At 41.4% G+C, this 16,568-nt stretch carries 13 protein-coding genes and 3 tRNA genes; 10 read left to right on the top strand and 6 right to left on the bottom strand.

Annotated elements, in window-relative coordinates:
• Nucleotides 1–29: 29 nt before the first annotated feature.
• From ACVBJC_RS13635 to rplY, 7 genes are all read left to right on the top strand, one after another.
• Nucleotides 30–105, top strand: a tRNA-Gly gene (locus tag ACVBJC_RS13635).
• Nucleotides 106–117: 12 nt separating this feature from the next.
• Nucleotides 118–191: transfer RNA gene (locus ACVBJC_RS13630), tRNA-Cys, on the top strand.
• A 110-nt stretch (nucleotides 192–301) separates the two neighbouring features.
• Nucleotides 302–387, top strand: a tRNA-Leu gene (locus ACVBJC_RS13625).
• 972 nt (nucleotides 388–1,359) lie between these two features.
• Nucleotides 1,360–1,929 (top strand): type II secretion system protein, encoded by a 570-nt coding sequence (locus ACVBJC_RS13620; RefSeq protein ID WP_447161313.1) that lies wholly within the window; start codon nucleotides 1,360–1,362, stop codon nucleotides 1,927–1,929.
• 240 nt (nucleotides 1,930–2,169) lie between these two features.
• The gene (locus tag ACVBJC_RS13615; RefSeq protein WP_447161312.1) at nucleotides 2,170–3,489 is read left to right on the top strand and encodes a L,D-transpeptidase family protein; all 1,320 of its coding nucleotides are present in this window, start codon (nucleotides 2,170–2,172) and stop codon (nucleotides 3,487–3,489) included.
• A 153-nt stretch (nucleotides 3,490–3,642) separates the two neighbouring features.
• Nucleotides 3,643–4,134: a DUF882 domain-containing protein gene (locus tag ACVBJC_RS13610; RefSeq protein WP_447161378.1), complete on the top strand. Its 492-nt coding sequence runs from the start codon at nucleotides 3,643–3,645 to the stop codon at nucleotides 4,132–4,134.
• A gap of 151 nt (nucleotides 4,135–4,285) precedes the next feature.
• Nucleotides 4,286–4,573, top strand: a complete 288-nt coding sequence (gene rplY / locus ACVBJC_RS13605; RefSeq protein WP_447161311.1) for a 50S ribosomal protein L25 — start codon at nucleotides 4,286–4,288, stop codon at nucleotides 4,571–4,573.
• 70 nt (nucleotides 4,574–4,643) lie between these two features.
• Here the strand turns inward: rplY and ACVBJC_RS13600 are convergent, their stop codons facing one another.
• The 4 genes from ACVBJC_RS13600 to sodB all read right to left on the bottom strand — a co-directional run bounded on the left by ACVBJC_RS13600 (nucleotide 4,644) and on the right by sodB (nucleotide 10,238).
• Nucleotides 4,644–6,161 (bottom strand): SpoVR family protein, encoded by a 1,518-nt coding sequence (locus ACVBJC_RS13600; protein WP_447161310.1) that lies wholly within the window; start codon nucleotides 6,159–6,161, stop codon nucleotides 4,644–4,646.
• 9 nt (nucleotides 6,162–6,170) lie between these two features.
• Nucleotides 6,171–7,439, bottom strand: coding sequence for a YeaH/YhbH family protein (locus ACVBJC_RS13595; RefSeq protein ID WP_447161309.1), 1,269 nt, complete (start codon nucleotides 7,437–7,439; stop codon nucleotides 6,171–6,173).
• A 49-nt stretch (nucleotides 7,440–7,488) separates the two neighbouring features.
• Entirely contained in the window at nucleotides 7,489–9,423 is a 1,935-nt protein-coding gene (locus ACVBJC_RS13590) for a PrkA family serine protein kinase (protein ID WP_447161308.1), read from the bottom strand.
• Between the two features lie 230 nt (nucleotides 9,424–9,653).
• Nucleotides 9,654–10,238 (bottom strand): superoxide dismutase [Fe], encoded by a 585-nt coding sequence (gene sodB, locus ACVBJC_RS13585; RefSeq protein ID WP_447161307.1) that lies wholly within the window; start codon nucleotides 10,236–10,238, stop codon nucleotides 9,654–9,656.
• A gap of 225 nt (nucleotides 10,239–10,463) precedes the next feature.
• On the opposite strand from sodB, the gene ACVBJC_RS13580 reads away from it, so the two are divergent.
• Nucleotides 10,464–10,805, top strand: a complete 342-nt coding sequence (locus ACVBJC_RS13580) for a Grx4 family monothiol glutaredoxin (RefSeq protein WP_447161306.1) — start codon at nucleotides 10,464–10,466, stop codon at nucleotides 10,803–10,805.
• 90 nt (nucleotides 10,806–10,895) lie between these two features.
• Here ACVBJC_RS13580 and ACVBJC_RS13575 read toward each other — a convergent pair whose 3' ends face one another.
• Complete coding sequence (locus ACVBJC_RS13575) at nucleotides 10,896–12,152, bottom strand: uracil-xanthine permease family protein (protein WP_447161305.1); 1,257 nt, start codon at nucleotides 12,150–12,152, stop codon at nucleotides 10,896–10,898.
• Nucleotides 12,153–12,328: 176 nt separating this feature from the next.
• Here ACVBJC_RS13575 and ACVBJC_RS13570 point away from each other — a divergent pair, with 176 nt between their 5' ends.
• Both ACVBJC_RS13570 and hda read left to right on the top strand, forming a co-directional pair.
• Complete coding sequence (locus ACVBJC_RS13570) at nucleotides 12,329–13,441, top strand: DUF2066 domain-containing protein (RefSeq protein WP_447161304.1); 1,113 nt, start codon at nucleotides 12,329–12,331, stop codon at nucleotides 13,439–13,441.
• Between the two features lie 73 nt (nucleotides 13,442–13,514).
• A complete protein-coding gene (gene hda, locus ACVBJC_RS13565; RefSeq protein WP_447161303.1) occupies nucleotides 13,515–14,225 on the top strand; it encodes a DnaA inactivator Hda in 711 nt (236 codons plus the stop codon).
• 196 nt (nucleotides 14,226–14,421) lie between these two features.
• On the opposite strand, the gene ACVBJC_RS13560 is transcribed toward hda, so the two are convergent.
• Nucleotides 14,422–16,371: a PKD domain-containing protein gene (locus tag ACVBJC_RS13560; protein ID WP_447161302.1), complete on the bottom strand. Its 1,950-nt coding sequence runs from the start codon at nucleotides 16,369–16,371 to the stop codon at nucleotides 14,422–14,424.
• Between the last annotated feature and the right edge of the window lie 197 nt (nucleotides 16,372–16,568).

Raw genomic sequence — 16,568 nt, 5'->3', positions numbered from 1 at the left:
AAGAACTTGAATGCAGTTTAAATTGAAAAGCGACATTAGCTCAGTTGGTAGAGCGATACCTTGCCAAGGTATAGGTCATCGGTTCGAACCCGATATGTCGCTCCAATTTAAAGTTATGGCGCGATGGCAGAATGGCTATGCTGCGGATTGCAAATCCGTCGATCTCGGTTCGACTCCGGGTCGCGCCTCCATAACTTTTTATAGTTATAAAGAACAAGAGTTTGGTGAGTTTGACACTTAATCATTAAGAAGTCAGGCAGTATTGATACCGATAATACGTATCGTCAAAGTCAAAGAGTTTGCCCGTGTGGTGGAATCGGTAGACACAAGGGATTTAAAATCCCTCGCTGAATAAGCGTGCCAGTTCAAGTCTGGCCACGGGTACCAAATAATTCTCTACGGAGAGTTGCAGATAAGCCTCGACAATGTCGGGGCTTTTTTGTATTTCAAATTAAGCCCAGAATAAGCGTGCCACTCATTTGATAAAACAGGTCTGGCCACGGGGACCATCTGCATACGAAGAGTGACTAAACCAGCCATTGAGCTGTTTATTTTACGTCTAGAGTTTGAGTAGATAATTCTGAAGCATAAAATAATCGACAAGGGATTTATTTCTTATAAAAGATGCCTCGCTGAATAAGCGTGCCAGTCATTTGATAAAACAGGTCTGGCCACGGGTACCAAATAATTCTCTACGGAGAATTGCAGATAAGCCTCGACAATGTCGGGGCTTTTTTGTATTTCAAATTAAGCCCTGAATAAGCGTGCCACTCATTTGATAAAACAGGTCTGGCCACGGGGACTATCTGCATACTAAGAGTGACTAAACCAGCCATTGAGCTGTTTTTTTTACGTCTAGAGTTTGAGTAGATAATTCTGAAAAATGAAATAATCGACAAGGGATTTATTTCTTATAAAAGATGCCTCGCTGAATAAGCGTGCCACTCATTTGATAAAACAGGTCTGGCCACGGGTACCAAATAATCCTCTACGGAGAGTTGCAGATAAGCCTCGACAATGTCGGGGCTTTTTTGTACCTAAAATTTAGCTCGTTAAATAATGGTATACCTTAAAATCCAGACGCCCTCACTGAATAAACGTGTCACTCTTTTTGATAAAAGCGAGTCTGGCACGGGGACTGTCTTCATCAAGTCATCAACAGAGAAAGCTAACACATTAGAAGCTGGGTTTGTTTTTGTACCGTTTTCATGCGAGTGTTATGTTGCTAAAATCACATAGAATGACCTACTTTGAAATGACTTAATCTCATGTAGGTTAATCTGAAATGAGTTAATTACACGCTATATGGTGGTGTTTACTCGTTAAATTCTCGTCCATCTTAATGCCGTGGAGTGTGTTATGAAAGTAATGGCTAAAGGTTTTACCCTAATTGAACTTGTCGTTGTGATCATTGTTTTAGGGATATTAGCAGTTGTAGCAGCGCCAAGGTTTATCAATTTGACTCAGGATGCTCACGATGCATCAATCAAGAGTGCATTTGCTAGTTTTACCACGGGGGTGAAGCTCTATCATAGCTGTTGGCTCACTTCAGGTAAAAGCGGTTATCAAATGAATTTAGCTTGTTATGGTGATGGAACTCTAGATTCTTCTGTTACTGGTTATCCTTTAGGCACAGATACTTCTACCAGTAAAAACGGTACACTTTTAAACGGTGATAATTGCAAAGAAATTTGGCAGGGCTTGCTTGATAATGATGAATATACATTAGAAAGCCACATCAACAATACCTTTGATAAAGGCGATGATATTATTTACTGGTACTCTGGTGGGCCTATGACTGATGCTAATACTTACTGCTACTACAACTATATTGCAGATGACCGCTCTAAAGGTGCTGAGAACTGGGAATTGAAATACTATCCAGCAACAGGAAAGACCGAAGTTGGTCGAAGTGCTTTGAGTATTTAATCAGCTTACATATTCTTTAAAAGTTAATAAAATCAAGCTCCTTTATATAAGGGGCTTTTTATTTTTTGTCAGATAGAAAATTTGCTTACTTATATACTGCCTAACGTCATATACAAAACATAATTGTTTGCCATACTTGAAATAGAGATATTGAAAGGGGGCTTGATGCGCTTTTGTAGTTATTTATGCTGTTTTACCTTGTATTGCGTCACCTTTGTTAGCGTTGCTGATGAGCGACTCATGCGGGCTCAAAACATGCTGTATCAGCAAGTGTCTTTAATGGCATTAGTCGGCAGTGAAAGCAAGTTTGACCAATATAAACAACTACTTTCTCAACCTGACCTTTCTCAATCCGAGTTGCAACCGATTGAGCATGAGGTTGCGCAATTTTGGTTGACGCGGCATATTCCCATTCGCAATTCCTCAGCAAATCAATTCGAAGATCCATTCATGAGGGCTATGGCATTAGAGCCAGAGCTCAATGGTTACCTTGAGATTCAAAACAGAATTCGTCATTTACAATGGTTAGCGCAGCAGGGCTGGTGGCAACCGATAATCATCGACGAGCTGATCCGCCCAGGAAAAAAGCACCCGAGTATTCCAACTATCGCTAAACGTTTGTGGTTACTCGGGGACGCAGAGGGCTCTGCAACAACATCTACTATGCTTGATGAAGAGCTAGCATTGGTTATAAAACGATTTCAACGAAGGCATGGTTTACAACCAGACGGTATTATTGGCCCGGAAACAATGAAATGGATAAATGTTCAACCCAATGAAAGGGCGAGGATGTTAGCTAGCAACTTTGTGTTGAAGGCTGAATTTATGGCTCAGCGAGATGAGCGCTTTTTAGTTATTAATATACCTGCATTTGAAATGGCTTTGTTTAATAAAGGTAAAATTGAACTGGAGTCCAGAGTCATCGTCGGTAAACCTTATAGAGCAACGCCCTTACTAAGCGGCGCAATATCAAATGTTGTGATCAATCCAAGTTGGCGAGTACCGAAAAATATTCTTTATAAGGACTTATTACCGCAAGTGAGGTTAGATGGTAATTACATCACAAACAGAAATTTTGATGTATTTGACCGTAATAATAATTTAGTTGTAAGGACTGCTCAGCAATGGAGTGACTTAGCTAGAGGTCCATTCCCGTATCGATTTGTACAGCGTCCGGGCAATAATAATACATTAGGTCGTTATAAATTCTACTTTCCCAATGATTTTAGTATCTTTCTTCATGACACATCAGATCCCAAGCTATTTGAGCGTAGCAATCGTGCTCTATCGTCAGGGTGTATACGTGTGGAAAATGTGGAGGGGCTTGCTAATTGGATGGCTGCTCATTTAATAAAGGATAAGCAGACTTGGGTTGATAGGCATGCAGAGAGAACGCGAACGCAGTGGTTTGCGCTAAATTCGACATTAAATGTTCATTTAGTGTATTGGACCGCTTGGATCGACGATGACAATCAAGCCCAGTTTAGAAATGACATCTACCATTTACAAACTTCAAATACCCTTGCGGGCAGTGCCACTGCTGAAATCAAAGACTTATAAAACAGTTTTAACTAATTTACCCTGATTACTTGCTTTCTTCAATTCTTCGGGTTAATTTGCCTGCCAGTTGTTGGAAAAGTAATCGATGGTGAAAGTGTGTCAGTAGTATGTTCCTCTCGTAGACAGTTATTATTGGGTCTAGGTGGTGTTGCAATGTTTTCAATGTTGCCATCTAAAGCTCACGCAAGTCGTTCAACTAAAGGCGTTAGAAATTTAGGTTTTTATAACCGCCATACAGGTGAACGCGGGCAGGGAAGCTACTGGATAGATGGTGATTATCAAAACGAAATATTGACAGACTTCAGTCAAGTTCTTCGTGATCATCGTCAAAATGAAGCTGCGCCAATGGATAAGCGCTTATTTGATTTTGCTTATCAATTGAGAGAGTCACTTAGTTTTGAAGATGAATTACACGTAATATCAGGCTATCGTTCGCCAAAAACGAATGCCATGTTAGCGAAAAGAAGCAATGGTGTAGCGAAAAAGAGCTACCATATGAAAGGTATGGCACTCGATCTTGCTTTGCCCGGCGTAAAGTTGGCTGATATACGCGAGGCTGCTATTGAGCTTAAGCTTGGCGGCGTGGGTTACTACCCAAGTTCAGGCTTTGTCCATATTGATACGGGCCCCGTAAGACACTGGTAAGGTCGCTTTAGCGTGGTGAAAGAATACGGGCATTATCATCTTTGTTAAACGGGATATTCTATGGTAGAATCCGCCCCGCGTTTAGCAGGTCATGGTTGGTCGAAAATCATAACCTTAAATTTTATGTTATTTTTTATTAAGTGAGTTAAATATGTCTTACACTATCGCTGCACAAGTTCGTACTGAAATCGGGAAAGGTTCGAGCCGCCGCCTACGTCACGCGAACAAAGTACCTGCTGTTATCTATGGTCCAGGTAAAGAGCCTATCTCTATTGTTTTTGATCACAAAGATATCATCAACATTCAAGAGAACCAAGATTTCTACACTTCTGAGCTAACTATCGCTCTAGAAGGTAAAGATGTTAAAGTTCGCGTTCAAGACATGCAACGCCACGCGTTCAAGCCAATGATTGAACACGTTGACTTCAAATTCGCTTAAGTTTTAAGTTGATTTGATAAAAGCGCCTGATTAGGCGCTTTTTTTATACCTGCAGCTAGGCTTAGCTTTTTTATTCCTCAAGGACTTCAGGGCAGGCTGCGATGATAGTCGTTTTACTCTCATCGTTATATTGCTCGAGTTTTACATCAAAGCCCCAAAGGCGGTGGAGGTGTTTAACGACTTCTTGGCAAGTGCCTGCTAGCGGGATCCTAGCGCTTGGGATATATCTCAACGTTAAAGATCTATCCCCAGTCACTTCAACTTTTTGAACTTGAATATTAGGTTCCAGATTGGACAAGTTATATTGTTGAGATAGTTTGTGCCTGATCTCTTTATAGCCCTCTTCATCGTGAATAGCTGAAACACTGATATGATTTTTCCTATCATCGTCTAATATAGAAAATAACTTGAATTGCCTAATAATATTTGGCGATAAGTATTGACTGATAAAGCTCTCATCCTTGAAGTTTTCCATTGCAAAATGCAGCGTGGTTAACCAATCACTTCCAGCAATTTCCGGGAACCACTGTCTATCTTCATCTGTTGGGTTTTCACAGATCCGTCTAATGTCGACAAACATATTAAAGCCTAGTGCATAGGGGTTGATCCCGCTGTAATGAGGGCTGTTGTAGCTAGGCTGTGCGACAACGTTAGTGTGGCTTTGTAAAAACTCCAACATGAAACGGTCTGTTACCAGTCCATCGTCATATAGGTGATTGAGAATGGTATAGTGCCAAAAAGTGGCCCAGCCTTCATTCATGACTTGCGTCTGTTTTTGAGGGTAGAAGTACTGGCCCATTTTTCTGACGATACGCACTATTTCCCGTTGCCAAGGCTCAAGCAGAGGCGCATTTTTCTCTATAAAATAGAGTATATTTTCCTGCGGCTCAGCAGGGAAGCAAGCTTGCTTCTCTTCTGCTTCTTCTTGCGGAAGTTCGGGTATGGTTCGCCATAGTTCATTGACTTGGCTTTGTAGGTAAGCTTCTCTGTCTTTTTGGCGAATCTTTTCTTCCCTGAATGAGATTTCACTAGGGCGCTTATACCTGTCGACACCGTAACTCATGAGTGCATGGCAAGAGTCGATGATACTTTCGACCTTTTCAATGCCATAGAGCTCTTCGCATTCGCTAATGTAATTTCTAGCAAACACTAAGTAATCAATGATCGAACTTGCATCGGTCCAGGTTTTAAAAAGGTAATTACCTTTAAAAAAACTATTATGGCCAAAACTCGCATGTGCCATCACCAGCGCTTGCATAGTGATGGTATTCTCTTCCATTAGATAGGCGATACATGGATCTGAATTGATAACAATTTCGTAGGCGAGCCCCATTTGGCCACGTTTATAACCTTGCTCGGTCTCTATAAAGCGTTTACCAAATGACCAGTGTGTGTAACCAATAGGCATACCAATACCGGCATAGGCATCCATCATCTGCTCAGCAGTAATAACTTCAATCTGATTTGGGTAGGCATCTAAACGATAAATACCCGCTACTCGTTCAATTTCGGTAAGGTAGGTCTGTAACAGATCAAAGTTCCAATCTGGTCCATCATCCATTGGTGTTCTTTTATTTGGACTATCCATAAACGCCCCCTAAACAGCCTGTTTCTTAAATAACTCTCTAAAAACGGGATAAATGTCTTCTGCCTGTTTTATGTGTTGTACTGCAATATTGACATGAGACTTTTTAAGATCTTCATATTCGCGCCACAGTGTTTGATGGGCGCGGTTAGTGATCTCTATATAGCTAAAGTATCTAACAACAGGTAGTAACTTCTTCTCTAAGAGTTCATGGCATGAAGGGGAATCATCGGCCCAATTATCCCCGTCAGATGCCTGAGCTGCGTAAATATTCCATTCATTTTCTGGATAACGCTTCTGTTGAATTTCATGCATAAGTTTAAGTGCACTCGATACAATCGTTCCGCCGGTTTCTTGAGAGTAGAAGAACTCGTGCTCATCAACTTCTTTTGCTTGGGTATGGTGACGTATGTATACCACTTCTAAGTTTTTGTAGGTACGGGTGAGAAAAAGGTAAAGTAGAATATAAAAGCGTTTTGCCATGTCTTTGGTTGCTTGATCCATTGACCCAGACACGTCCATTAAGCAAAACATTACCGCTTGGCTTGAAGGCACTTCACGTTTGGCATAGTTGTTGTAACGTAAATCAAAAGTATCAATAAAAGGTACTTTCTTTATACGTTCTTTTAAGTCTTTAATTTCACACTTTAGAGCTAAAATTCGTTCAGCTTCAGAGCCTGGCGTATTTTCCAATTCATTAAGCTCTTGTTCTAGAAGTTTCAATTTAGATCTTTTCGTTGACGTCATTGCGGTTCTTCGTGCAAGTGATGAACGAAGAGATCGTACAATATTGATATTTGCGGGCACGCCATCATTAGTAAAGCCTGCTCTGTAAACTTGGTACTCTACTAATTTATTTAAGCGGTTATTTTGAAGATTAGGTAGCTCAAGATCTTCAAACAACAATTCTAAATACTCATCTTTTGAAATTTGAAATACAAAGTCATCTTCACCTTCACCAGAGTCAGATGCTTCTCCAGGACCTGCACCTTGCCCCGGTCCTGAAGGTGGTCGCTCAATTTGATCACCCTTGGCAAACTTGTCATTTCCTGGATGGACTCGTTCTCGAACGCCGCCATTACCCTGATGAAAAGTGGGTTCACTAATGTCTCGGGTCGGAATACTAATTTTCTCGCCCTTATCAACATCGGTAACGCTACGATGAGTCACGGCGTCGCTTACCGCCTTTTTAATCTGTTTCTTATATCGATTAATAAAGCGCTGTCGATTAACAGTGCTTTTCCCTTTAGCATTGAGTCTTCTATCAATGAAACTTGTCATGCGCACCTCCTAGCCTATTAGAAGGGGAGTAAACTCCCCTTAGGGCTTATTAAGAAGACTTTCTAACTCTTAAATACCATTCTGAGAGTAGTCTTACTTGTTTTTGGGTGTAGCCTTTTTCCATCATTCGATTCACAAAGTCATCGTGCTTACGTTGATCATCAGTAGAGGTTTTGCCATTGAAAGAAATGACGGGTAACAGATCTTCAGTATTTGAGAACATCTTTTTCTCGATGACCGTTCTGAGCTTTTCATAACTTGTCCATAATGGGTTAGTGCCTTCATTATTGGCCCTAGCACGCAGGACAAAGTTAACGATCTCATTTCTGAAATCTTTAGGGTTGCTAATTCCTGCTGGTTTCTCTATTTTTTCAAGCTCTGAGTTTAGCGCTGCTCTATCGAATAATTGACCGGTTTCAGGGTCGCGGTACTCTTGGTCTTGGATCCAGAAATCTGCATAAGTCACGTATCTGTCGAAGATATTTTGACCATATTCTGAGTAGGACTCTAAATAAGCCGTTTGGATCTCTTTGCCGATAAATTCCACATATTTAGGGATGAGATAACCTTTTAGAAACTCTAAATAACGCTCAGCAGTTTCTGATGGAAATTGCTCCTGCTCTATTTGTCGTTCTAATACATAAAACAGATGCACTGGGTTTGCGGCAATTTCGGTATGATCGAAGTTAAACACCCTAGAGAGGATTTTAAAGGCAAAGCGCGTTGATAGACCTTGCATCCCTTCGTCTACACCTGCGTAATCGCGGTACTCTTGATAGGATTTAGCTTTAGGATCGGTGTCTTTTAGACTTTCACCGTCATAAACCCGCATTTTTGAATAGATTGATGAGTTCTCAGGTGCAATTACACGTGAAAGAACACTAAATTGTGCGAGGGTTTCTAGTGTACCAGGTGCACAAGGGGTGTTAGCCAGTTCTGAATTGGACAACAGCTTTTGGTAAATCCGTACCTCTTCTGTCATTCTGAGGCAATAAGGTACTTTAACAATATAGACCCTGTCTAAAAACGCTTCGTTGGTCTTGTTGTTTCTAAAGGTTGTCCACTCAGATTCATTCGAGTGAGCCAGAATAATGCCACTAAAAGGTAGGGCTGATAACCCTTCTGTTCCGTTGTAGTTACCTTCCTGTGTCGCCGTCAGTAATGGGTGAAGCACCTTGATGGGGGCTTTGAACATCTCTACAAACTCCATCATACCTTGGTTCGCTCGACATAATGCGCCAGAATAAGAGTAGGCATCGGCATCATGTTGAGCAAAGTGTTCTAACTGTCGAATATCGACCTTACCAACTAATGATGAAATATCTTGGTTGTTCTCATCGCCGGGTTCCGTTTTAGCAATGGCGAGTTGATCTAGGATAGAAGGGTAGACCTTTACCACCTTAAATTTGGATATATCACCACCAAAGTCATGTAAGCGCTTGACGGCCCAAGGAGACATGATTGTTTTTAAATACCGATCGGGAATGCCGTACTCTTCTTTTAACAGCTTTCCATCTTCATCAAGATTAAATAAACTAAATGGGTGATCATTAACAGGACTGCGCACGCCATCGGCAGTCAGTACATATATAGGTACATCTTGCATTAAAGCTTTAAGTTTTTCGGCAAGTGAAGATTTACCACCCCCTACTGGTCCAAGTAAGTAAAGGATCTGTTTTGACTCCTCAAGACCTTGAGCCGAGTGTTTTAAATAAGCAACGATCTGCTCAATCGCTTCCTCCATACCGTAAAAATCTTTAAATGCTGGATAACGAGAAATAAGTCGATTGGAAAATAGTCGACTAAGTATGGGATCTTTAGATGTGTCTACGAATTCTGGCTCTCCAATAGCCATTAATAAGCGCTCTGCAGCAGATGCATATGCACTTCTATCATTTTTACAAATGGTTAAAAAGTCTTCTAATGAATATTCTTCATCAAGCTTTCTCTCATAGCGCTGTTGGTAATGCTCAAATATACTCATAACCGGCCCCCTGAAACGCACAAATGGTAAGTTTAGAGGCTAATTAACTTGGCCCCCTATCTTTAATGTTAGACGTTAAATGTGAGCCGTGTAGTAAAAAAGTAAATAAAAACAATAAGAAATAGTTGCATTTGCAATAGTTGCACTTGAGATAAAGCAAGCAGGGGATGTAAATACACAATAAAAAAGGAGCCTAAAGGCTCCTCTTTATTATCTGAGAAATTAAATGATTAACCAGCGAAGTTTGCGTTAACAAATTCCCAGTTAACAAGTTCCCAAAAATGCGCTAAATAGTCAGGGCGCACGTTACGGTAGTCGATGTAGTAAGCATGTTCCCATACATCAACAGTCATAATTGGAGTTACACCTTCATCTGTAAGAGGTGTCGCTGCGTTGCTTGTGTTAACAATAGCAACAGTGCCGTCAGCGTTCTTTACTAGCCAAGTCCAAGCGCTACCGAAGTTGTTGACTGCAGAATCAGTAAACTGTGCTTTAAATGCTTCAAATGAGCCGAAAGCCGCTACGATTGCATCTGCAACTGGACCGGTTGCTTCACCACCGCCATTTGGAGATAGACAGTTCCAGTAGAAAGTGTGGTTCCAGATTTGAGCTGCGTTATTAAAGATACCACCAGTAGAGGTCTTAATGATCTCTTCTAGGCTCTTTTGCTCAAGGTCAGTACCTTCAACTAAACCGTTAAGCTTAACAACATAAGTGTTGTGGTGCTTACCGTAGTGGTAGTTAATGGTCTCTTCTGAGATATGTGGCTCAAGTGCGTTTTTTGCGTAAGGTAATGCTGGTAATTCAAAAGCCATTAGTTTTCTCCGTTAACTTCTAGTTTGTTATTTGTGCGTTCTTGCTCACTGCGGAACATTTTACCTAATAAACTTGTGAAGTGTATCATTGTTTATTCAAATTGAGCGATTATCTTAATCGTTTATTTCTATTAGTTATTGTCCCTATTAAAAGTAGGTTTTTGTTCTGCCAAAGACTGGCGTACAATGTCGAGATTGTAATGAAGTTCTAATCAGGAAAGAAAAATGGAAACAGTAGAAAAGATCAAGCAGCAAATCGCCGAAAATCCAATTATTGTATATATGAAGGGTTCACCAAAGTTACCAAGCTGCGGTTTCTCTTCTCAAGTAGCTCAAATCATGATTAATTGTGAAGAGCAATTTGCATTTGTTGATATCCTCCAGCATCCAGATATCCGTGCTGAACTACCAAAATATGCTAACTGGCCGACTTTCCCTCAGCTTTGGATTGAAGGCGAGCTAATTGGTGGTTGTGACATTCTGACTGAAATGTTCCAAAAAGGTGAGCTACAAACGCTTATTAAAGAAACTGCTGCTAAATATAAAACAGAAGACGATCAAGCTTAATTTTGATTATGTCTGTAAAAAGCCCCTAACGATGTGAGTCGTTAGGGGCTTTTTTATGGCCTAAACGTATATGAGCAAACGTCTAGACTTTTACAAAGATGGATTGATCTCTTCATTAATAATTTTTGTATGCGAGGCCGCATTATCTGGCAGTACGAGGTTCATAACGATAGCTAAGATCCCGCAAAGGCTGATCCCGGTTAAGCTAAATGAGCCGATACCAAATGCCATACCACCAATGCCAAACACTAACGTCACACCAACAATACTAAGGTTGCGTGGCTCATTCATGTCTACCTGATTCTTAATTAAAGAGTTAAGACCGACAGCAGCAATAGAGCCAAATAGCAAACACATGATCCCGCCCATAACGGGTACTGGAATCGTTTGCAGTAGTGCACCTAGCTTGCCGACAAAAGAGAATAAAATGGCTGTAACAGCTGTCCATGTCATTACCACTGGGTTGAAATTCTTAGTAAGTGTTACAGCGCCAGTCACTTCGGAGTAGGTTGTGTTTGGCGGTCCACCAAATGCTGATGCGGCAATAGTCGCCACACCGTCACCTGCTAAGGTGCGGTGTAAGCCTGGCTTTTTGAGGTAATCTTTACCTGTTACATTTGAGATAGCTAAGATATCGCCAATGTGTTCAACCGCTGGGGCAATTGCAACGGGGATCATAAATAAAATAGCATGCCAGTTAAATTCTGGCGCCACAAAGTTGGGCATAGCAATCCAAGCTGCTTCTTTAACTGGCGTAAAGTCAACAATACCGAAAGCCAAACTTAATCCATAACCTACCGTAATGCCGGCTAATATTGGCATTAGTTTTAAAATGCCTTTGGCAAATATAGCGACGGCGATGGTGGTAAATAAAGATGCTAGAGAGATAAGTAATGCAGTATTTTGCTCGATAAGCACAAGGCTACCGTCGCCGCTTTTACCGACAGCCATGTTGACAGCAACAGGCGCTAAGCCCAAGCCAATAACGATGATGACTGGCCCTACAACAACTGGAGGCAACAAGCGTTTAATGAAGCCACCACCACGAACTTTAATGACGGTTGCTAAAATTACATAAACAACACCTGCAGCCATTAAACCGCCCATGGTCGATGGGATCCCCCAAGTTTGTACGCCGTACATAATAGGTGCGATAAAAGCGAAAGAAGACGCTAGAAAGATGGGGATTTGACGTTTTGTGATTAATTGGAAAAGCAGAGTGCCGATACCAGCGGTAAAGAGTGCAACGTTAGTATCTAGGCCTGTTAGCAAGGGCATTAATACCAGCGAGCCAAAGGCTACGAACAGCATTTGTGCTCCTTGCAAAGGCATTGTCAGGTTTTTCATTATTTCTCTCTTATTTTAAGTAAACCTATCAATGATAACTGTTTTTAATGTTTTGGTATGTGAAGTGGAACATGAAAGTGGGGTTTAGCCTTTAATGAGGATGTCTCTTTATCTCGGCAAAAGTGATAATAGATGTGATACAATTTTATTTATCGAGCCGTCTTTGAATCTAAAACATGTTAAAACTCATTTTACGTACTTTTATTACTGTCTCTTTTCTCGTTGGCTTCTCAACGCATGTTACTGCGGCCGAGGTAAAGTTCCTCGATGAAGGTGTTGTGCCCATCGATTCAAGATCTACGGCACTTAGAAGTCAAGGGATCAAACAAGCCTTTGAAGAAGTGATTTTAAAAAATTCAGGGACTCAGAGCGCGCTTTCAAACGAAGCAATAAAAAAGCAGCTTGGTAATGCGAGCTCATTGATGACGCAATACGGATATTTTGAAGATAATGGTGAACTGTTCTTGAAAGTAAACTTTGACCACAAACGTATTATTGCACTGTTACGAGAAGCGGGGTTGCCAGTTTGGGGCAAACAGAGACCTTTGACTTTAGTCTGGTTAGTTATCAATGAACATGGTGAACGTGAAATAATAAGTGATGCATCTAGCAATGTTAGCCGCCAGGTTTTTGATCGTGAGTCAGCGACTCGAGGCGCGCCAGTGTTGTTTCCGTTAATGGATCTTGATGACTCGATGAAGGTCGGTGTAAATGATATTCGTGGTAACTTTAGCGACAATGTGGCTGATGCCTCTTTACGTTATCAATCCAATTACTTCATCATGGCTGCGATTGAGCCACAAGGCAGTACATACCGTTATCAAATGAGTCTTTACCCACGTGAAAAAGCGCCTCAATCGCTGCAATTAACAGCTGTTATTAATAAGAGTGGCGAGGCTGCTACGATTGATGAGGCTGTTGCCGCTATGGTTGCAGCGACCAGTGAGTATTATGTGGGGCAGTATGCGATAGCCGACTCTGGGGAGCAGAAAACCACCAAGATTTCTTTTGCTGATATATCTGATATGAAGCAATTAGTTGCGATTGAGCGTTACTTAGATCAGCTAAGTGCCATCAAGTCGGCAAGCATTAGCCGTATTGAAGGACAGACGATTGAATTTAATTTGCGGCTTTTTGGTAATGAAGCAGACTTGCATCGATTAATGGCTCTTGACCCTCGAATTGAGTCGGTATCGAGCAATAGCCTGCAAAACTTGGACTATTCAACAATAGAGACCCAAGTTCAAGCTCAGAAAGAGACACAGATCTATTATTGGAAAGGTCAATAACTCCCAATCAAGTGACACACATGCTACCATGTGTGTCTAATATAGAAATATTGCGTCGTTGAGAAGCACCTGAGTGAAGTCAAACTCTCCTTTACAGTTATCATTACCAGTTCATCTACCTGATGATGAAACCTTCAATAGTTATTATCCTGCAGCGGGTAACGATGAGCTTATTCAAAGTTTACAAGCTTGTGCCGAGGGTAGGTCAGAAGGTGCAGTTTTTTTATGGGGTCCAGAAAAGTCCGGACGCACCCATCTTATGCACGCCGCCTGTGCTCATGCAAATGATCTAGGCCGAAGTAGCTTTTATATTCCTTTAGGGATCCATGCGAGTATTTCTACAGCGTTATTAGAAGGCTTAGAGAAACTCGATCTCGTCTGTATTGATGATGTCGATGCGATTGCAGGACACCCTTTATGGGAGGAGGCGATATTTGATCTCTATAATCGGATTTCTGAGCAGAAGACCTGCTCGCTGATTGTTAGTGCAAGTGTTTCACCAAGTGATAGCGGTTTCTCTTTACCGGATTTAGTCTCTCGAATGCAGTGGGGGCTTAATTACCAGCTACAACCTATGGCTGATGAAGAAAAACTCGCGGCACTGCAACGCCGTGCTGCGATGCGAGGCTTACAGTTACCTGAAGATGTAGGGCGCTTTTTATTAAACCGCTTAGCCAGAGATTTAAGAACACTGTTTGACGTGTTAGATAGGCTCGATAAAGCATCTATGGTGCATCAACGTAAATTGACTATCCCTTTTATTAAAGAGATGCTGCGTTTATAAACTGATAACCTAGCTTGATGAACATAAGCTTGATGGGTGTGAGTTTGCTAAACTTAACTTTGTGCTACTAAGCATTATGTTAATAGTTAATAAACAGATATTAAAGCCTCTGCCTAATGAGGCTGAACAGATATAACAAAAAGCCCAGATGAGATGTCTGGGCTTTTTTGTGTCTGCTATTGCTCAAATACAAGTTCTAATCCATGGGCTTAGTGTGTCGGTCTCCACTAAATCTAAGCTTGGGTACAAAAGTAGGCTCTGAGACGTTACCACTTAAGGCTAAAGATTTTTCTATTGCGTTATTGACTGGTGATATGGCTAAGTTATCCGCCCATGATTGTCCTTGCTTCATGGCAATGGGGTCTGGGAGCTGGTTCACTAATGTTGCACCATCAAGGTCAGGCATCATTTGATTGATAACAAATGCAGCGCGATTTTCAAGTTTTGCATCACCAATTCGTCCACGCTGTCCCCAGTTAACACTAATTGAGCTTGCTGTGGGATTATCAGGTTTATCTGTTACGGCTACATCACGCTGGATTGAGTATCTATGACTCATTAAGGCTTCTTCAAACAGCATGGCGGCATCCTCGCGTTTGGTCGAATAGGCGTAATAGTCACTGGCTCTATCGGGAGAGAAGAAACTGGTGATATCTGCAGCGATGTAGGCTTTTTGGGGATCATTAGCCGTTTCCCCTTTAAAGCTGACCTCTGCTAAATTTGTCATTTCCTGGCTATTTAGAGGGTAAAGAGCAGTAAGTTGATCTGATACTAACTGCTTTGCATCACTTCGACGGAAGTAATCATCGAGTAATGTTGGACCTGATAGGCTGGCATGTACACTATTTGGGAAGAAATCGTTGGCGTGAGCCAATTCATGATAGAGCAAGGATGCTAAATCCGGCATCATTTGTTCGGCCGTGCGGTCAACTCTTACATTTCTAGGCGTTATATAGGATGTATAGCTGTTGTTTTTAACATATCGCCATGGCATTAAAAAATTCAAATCATTACCAAAGGCACTTCGATAATCAGGCGCTTCATTAATGGTGTCCCGCTCTTGTGCAAGTAACCATAGATCGTTTGGGTCTAGATAAATTGCCCCAGTGACTACCCAATAAAATGATGGCCTTACATCATAACTAATAACTACAGCGGTTACCGACTGTAATAGTGTTGCAAAATCACTATTCGGATCTAGGTTTTCAAGAAAGTGCTCGAAATTCTCCCCCATCCATTGGTGCGAAACCAATACTCTGTCTAAGATTGCTTGTTTATCTATCCCTGATTTTTGTCCAATCAGAGGCAGGCGTGAAATGTTACAGCTCTGCTGTAACTGATTTGAATAAACGCAGGGTTGTAGTTCGTTTTTATAGGGAGAATCAGCATTATAGGCAAAGGTCTTAGCCACTCTCTCATCGAAATAAGAGGACGTAATAGCTGCCTCTTTCGTGATTAAAAGTTGCACGTCATCGGTTACAGTTTCGCCGTTGATGACAGCAGTGGCTCTAAGGATACTGATGGTGTCTTCGTTGACACTTGGAGCGGTAAGTAAGGCTTGTTCCGGCGTACTGATGTCGACTGTTAAGCTTGGACCCGCTGCTAGACACCAATTAATCTCAGTGGGTGGATTTGTCTCTGGAGTATCAAGCCTAAAGCTAACCGAGTTACCTTCACTTGCTTGATGATCAACACGAGCTGATAATTGTTCTGCACTGGCAGCAGTTAAATTTATTTCGATTGACTCAATATAGGTTATGTCATTTTTACTAGCCGTTACTTCAAATTTGTAACTACCACTTTCGCGGGCGGTAAAGGCTAATACTGGGCTTTTAATACTTTTTAAGGTTAACGTAGGGCCGGATAGTTGAGTCCAGTTAAAGCTAAAGTCACTCACATTATTTCCGTTAAGCGTTACCGTTATTGCTCCTGGTTGCTCGGCAAGGTATTGGTCTTCAGTATAAAAGGTAATCGCTGAGGTTGTTGCAACAGGATTGAGTTCAGTGGGTATATCACACCTAGCTAAACCTTGAGGAATGACGGGAGGAGGAGTGAGCTCTCCAGAGGAGTCATTATTGTTACTACTGCCACCACATGCGGTAAGGCTAATGACACCGATTAACACGTAACCTAAGGACCTTTTCATCTATTTATCCTTTATTCTTTATTCTTATTATGTTCAGCGACAAGCTTTAAATTTATTCATCTGAATATAGCATGTGAGTTGTTGCGCAAACAAAGGGTTGTTTAATAAATTGTTGTCGAATGTCGAATGTCGAATGTCGAATGTCGAATGTCGAATGTCGAATGTCGAATGTCGAATGTCGAATGTCGAATGTCGAA

Source organism: Shewanella sp. 0m-6, assembly GCF_052977325.1.
The sequence above is the reverse complement of the archived record's forward strand: the minus strand, read 5'-3'. Positions and strand labels throughout refer to the sequence as shown.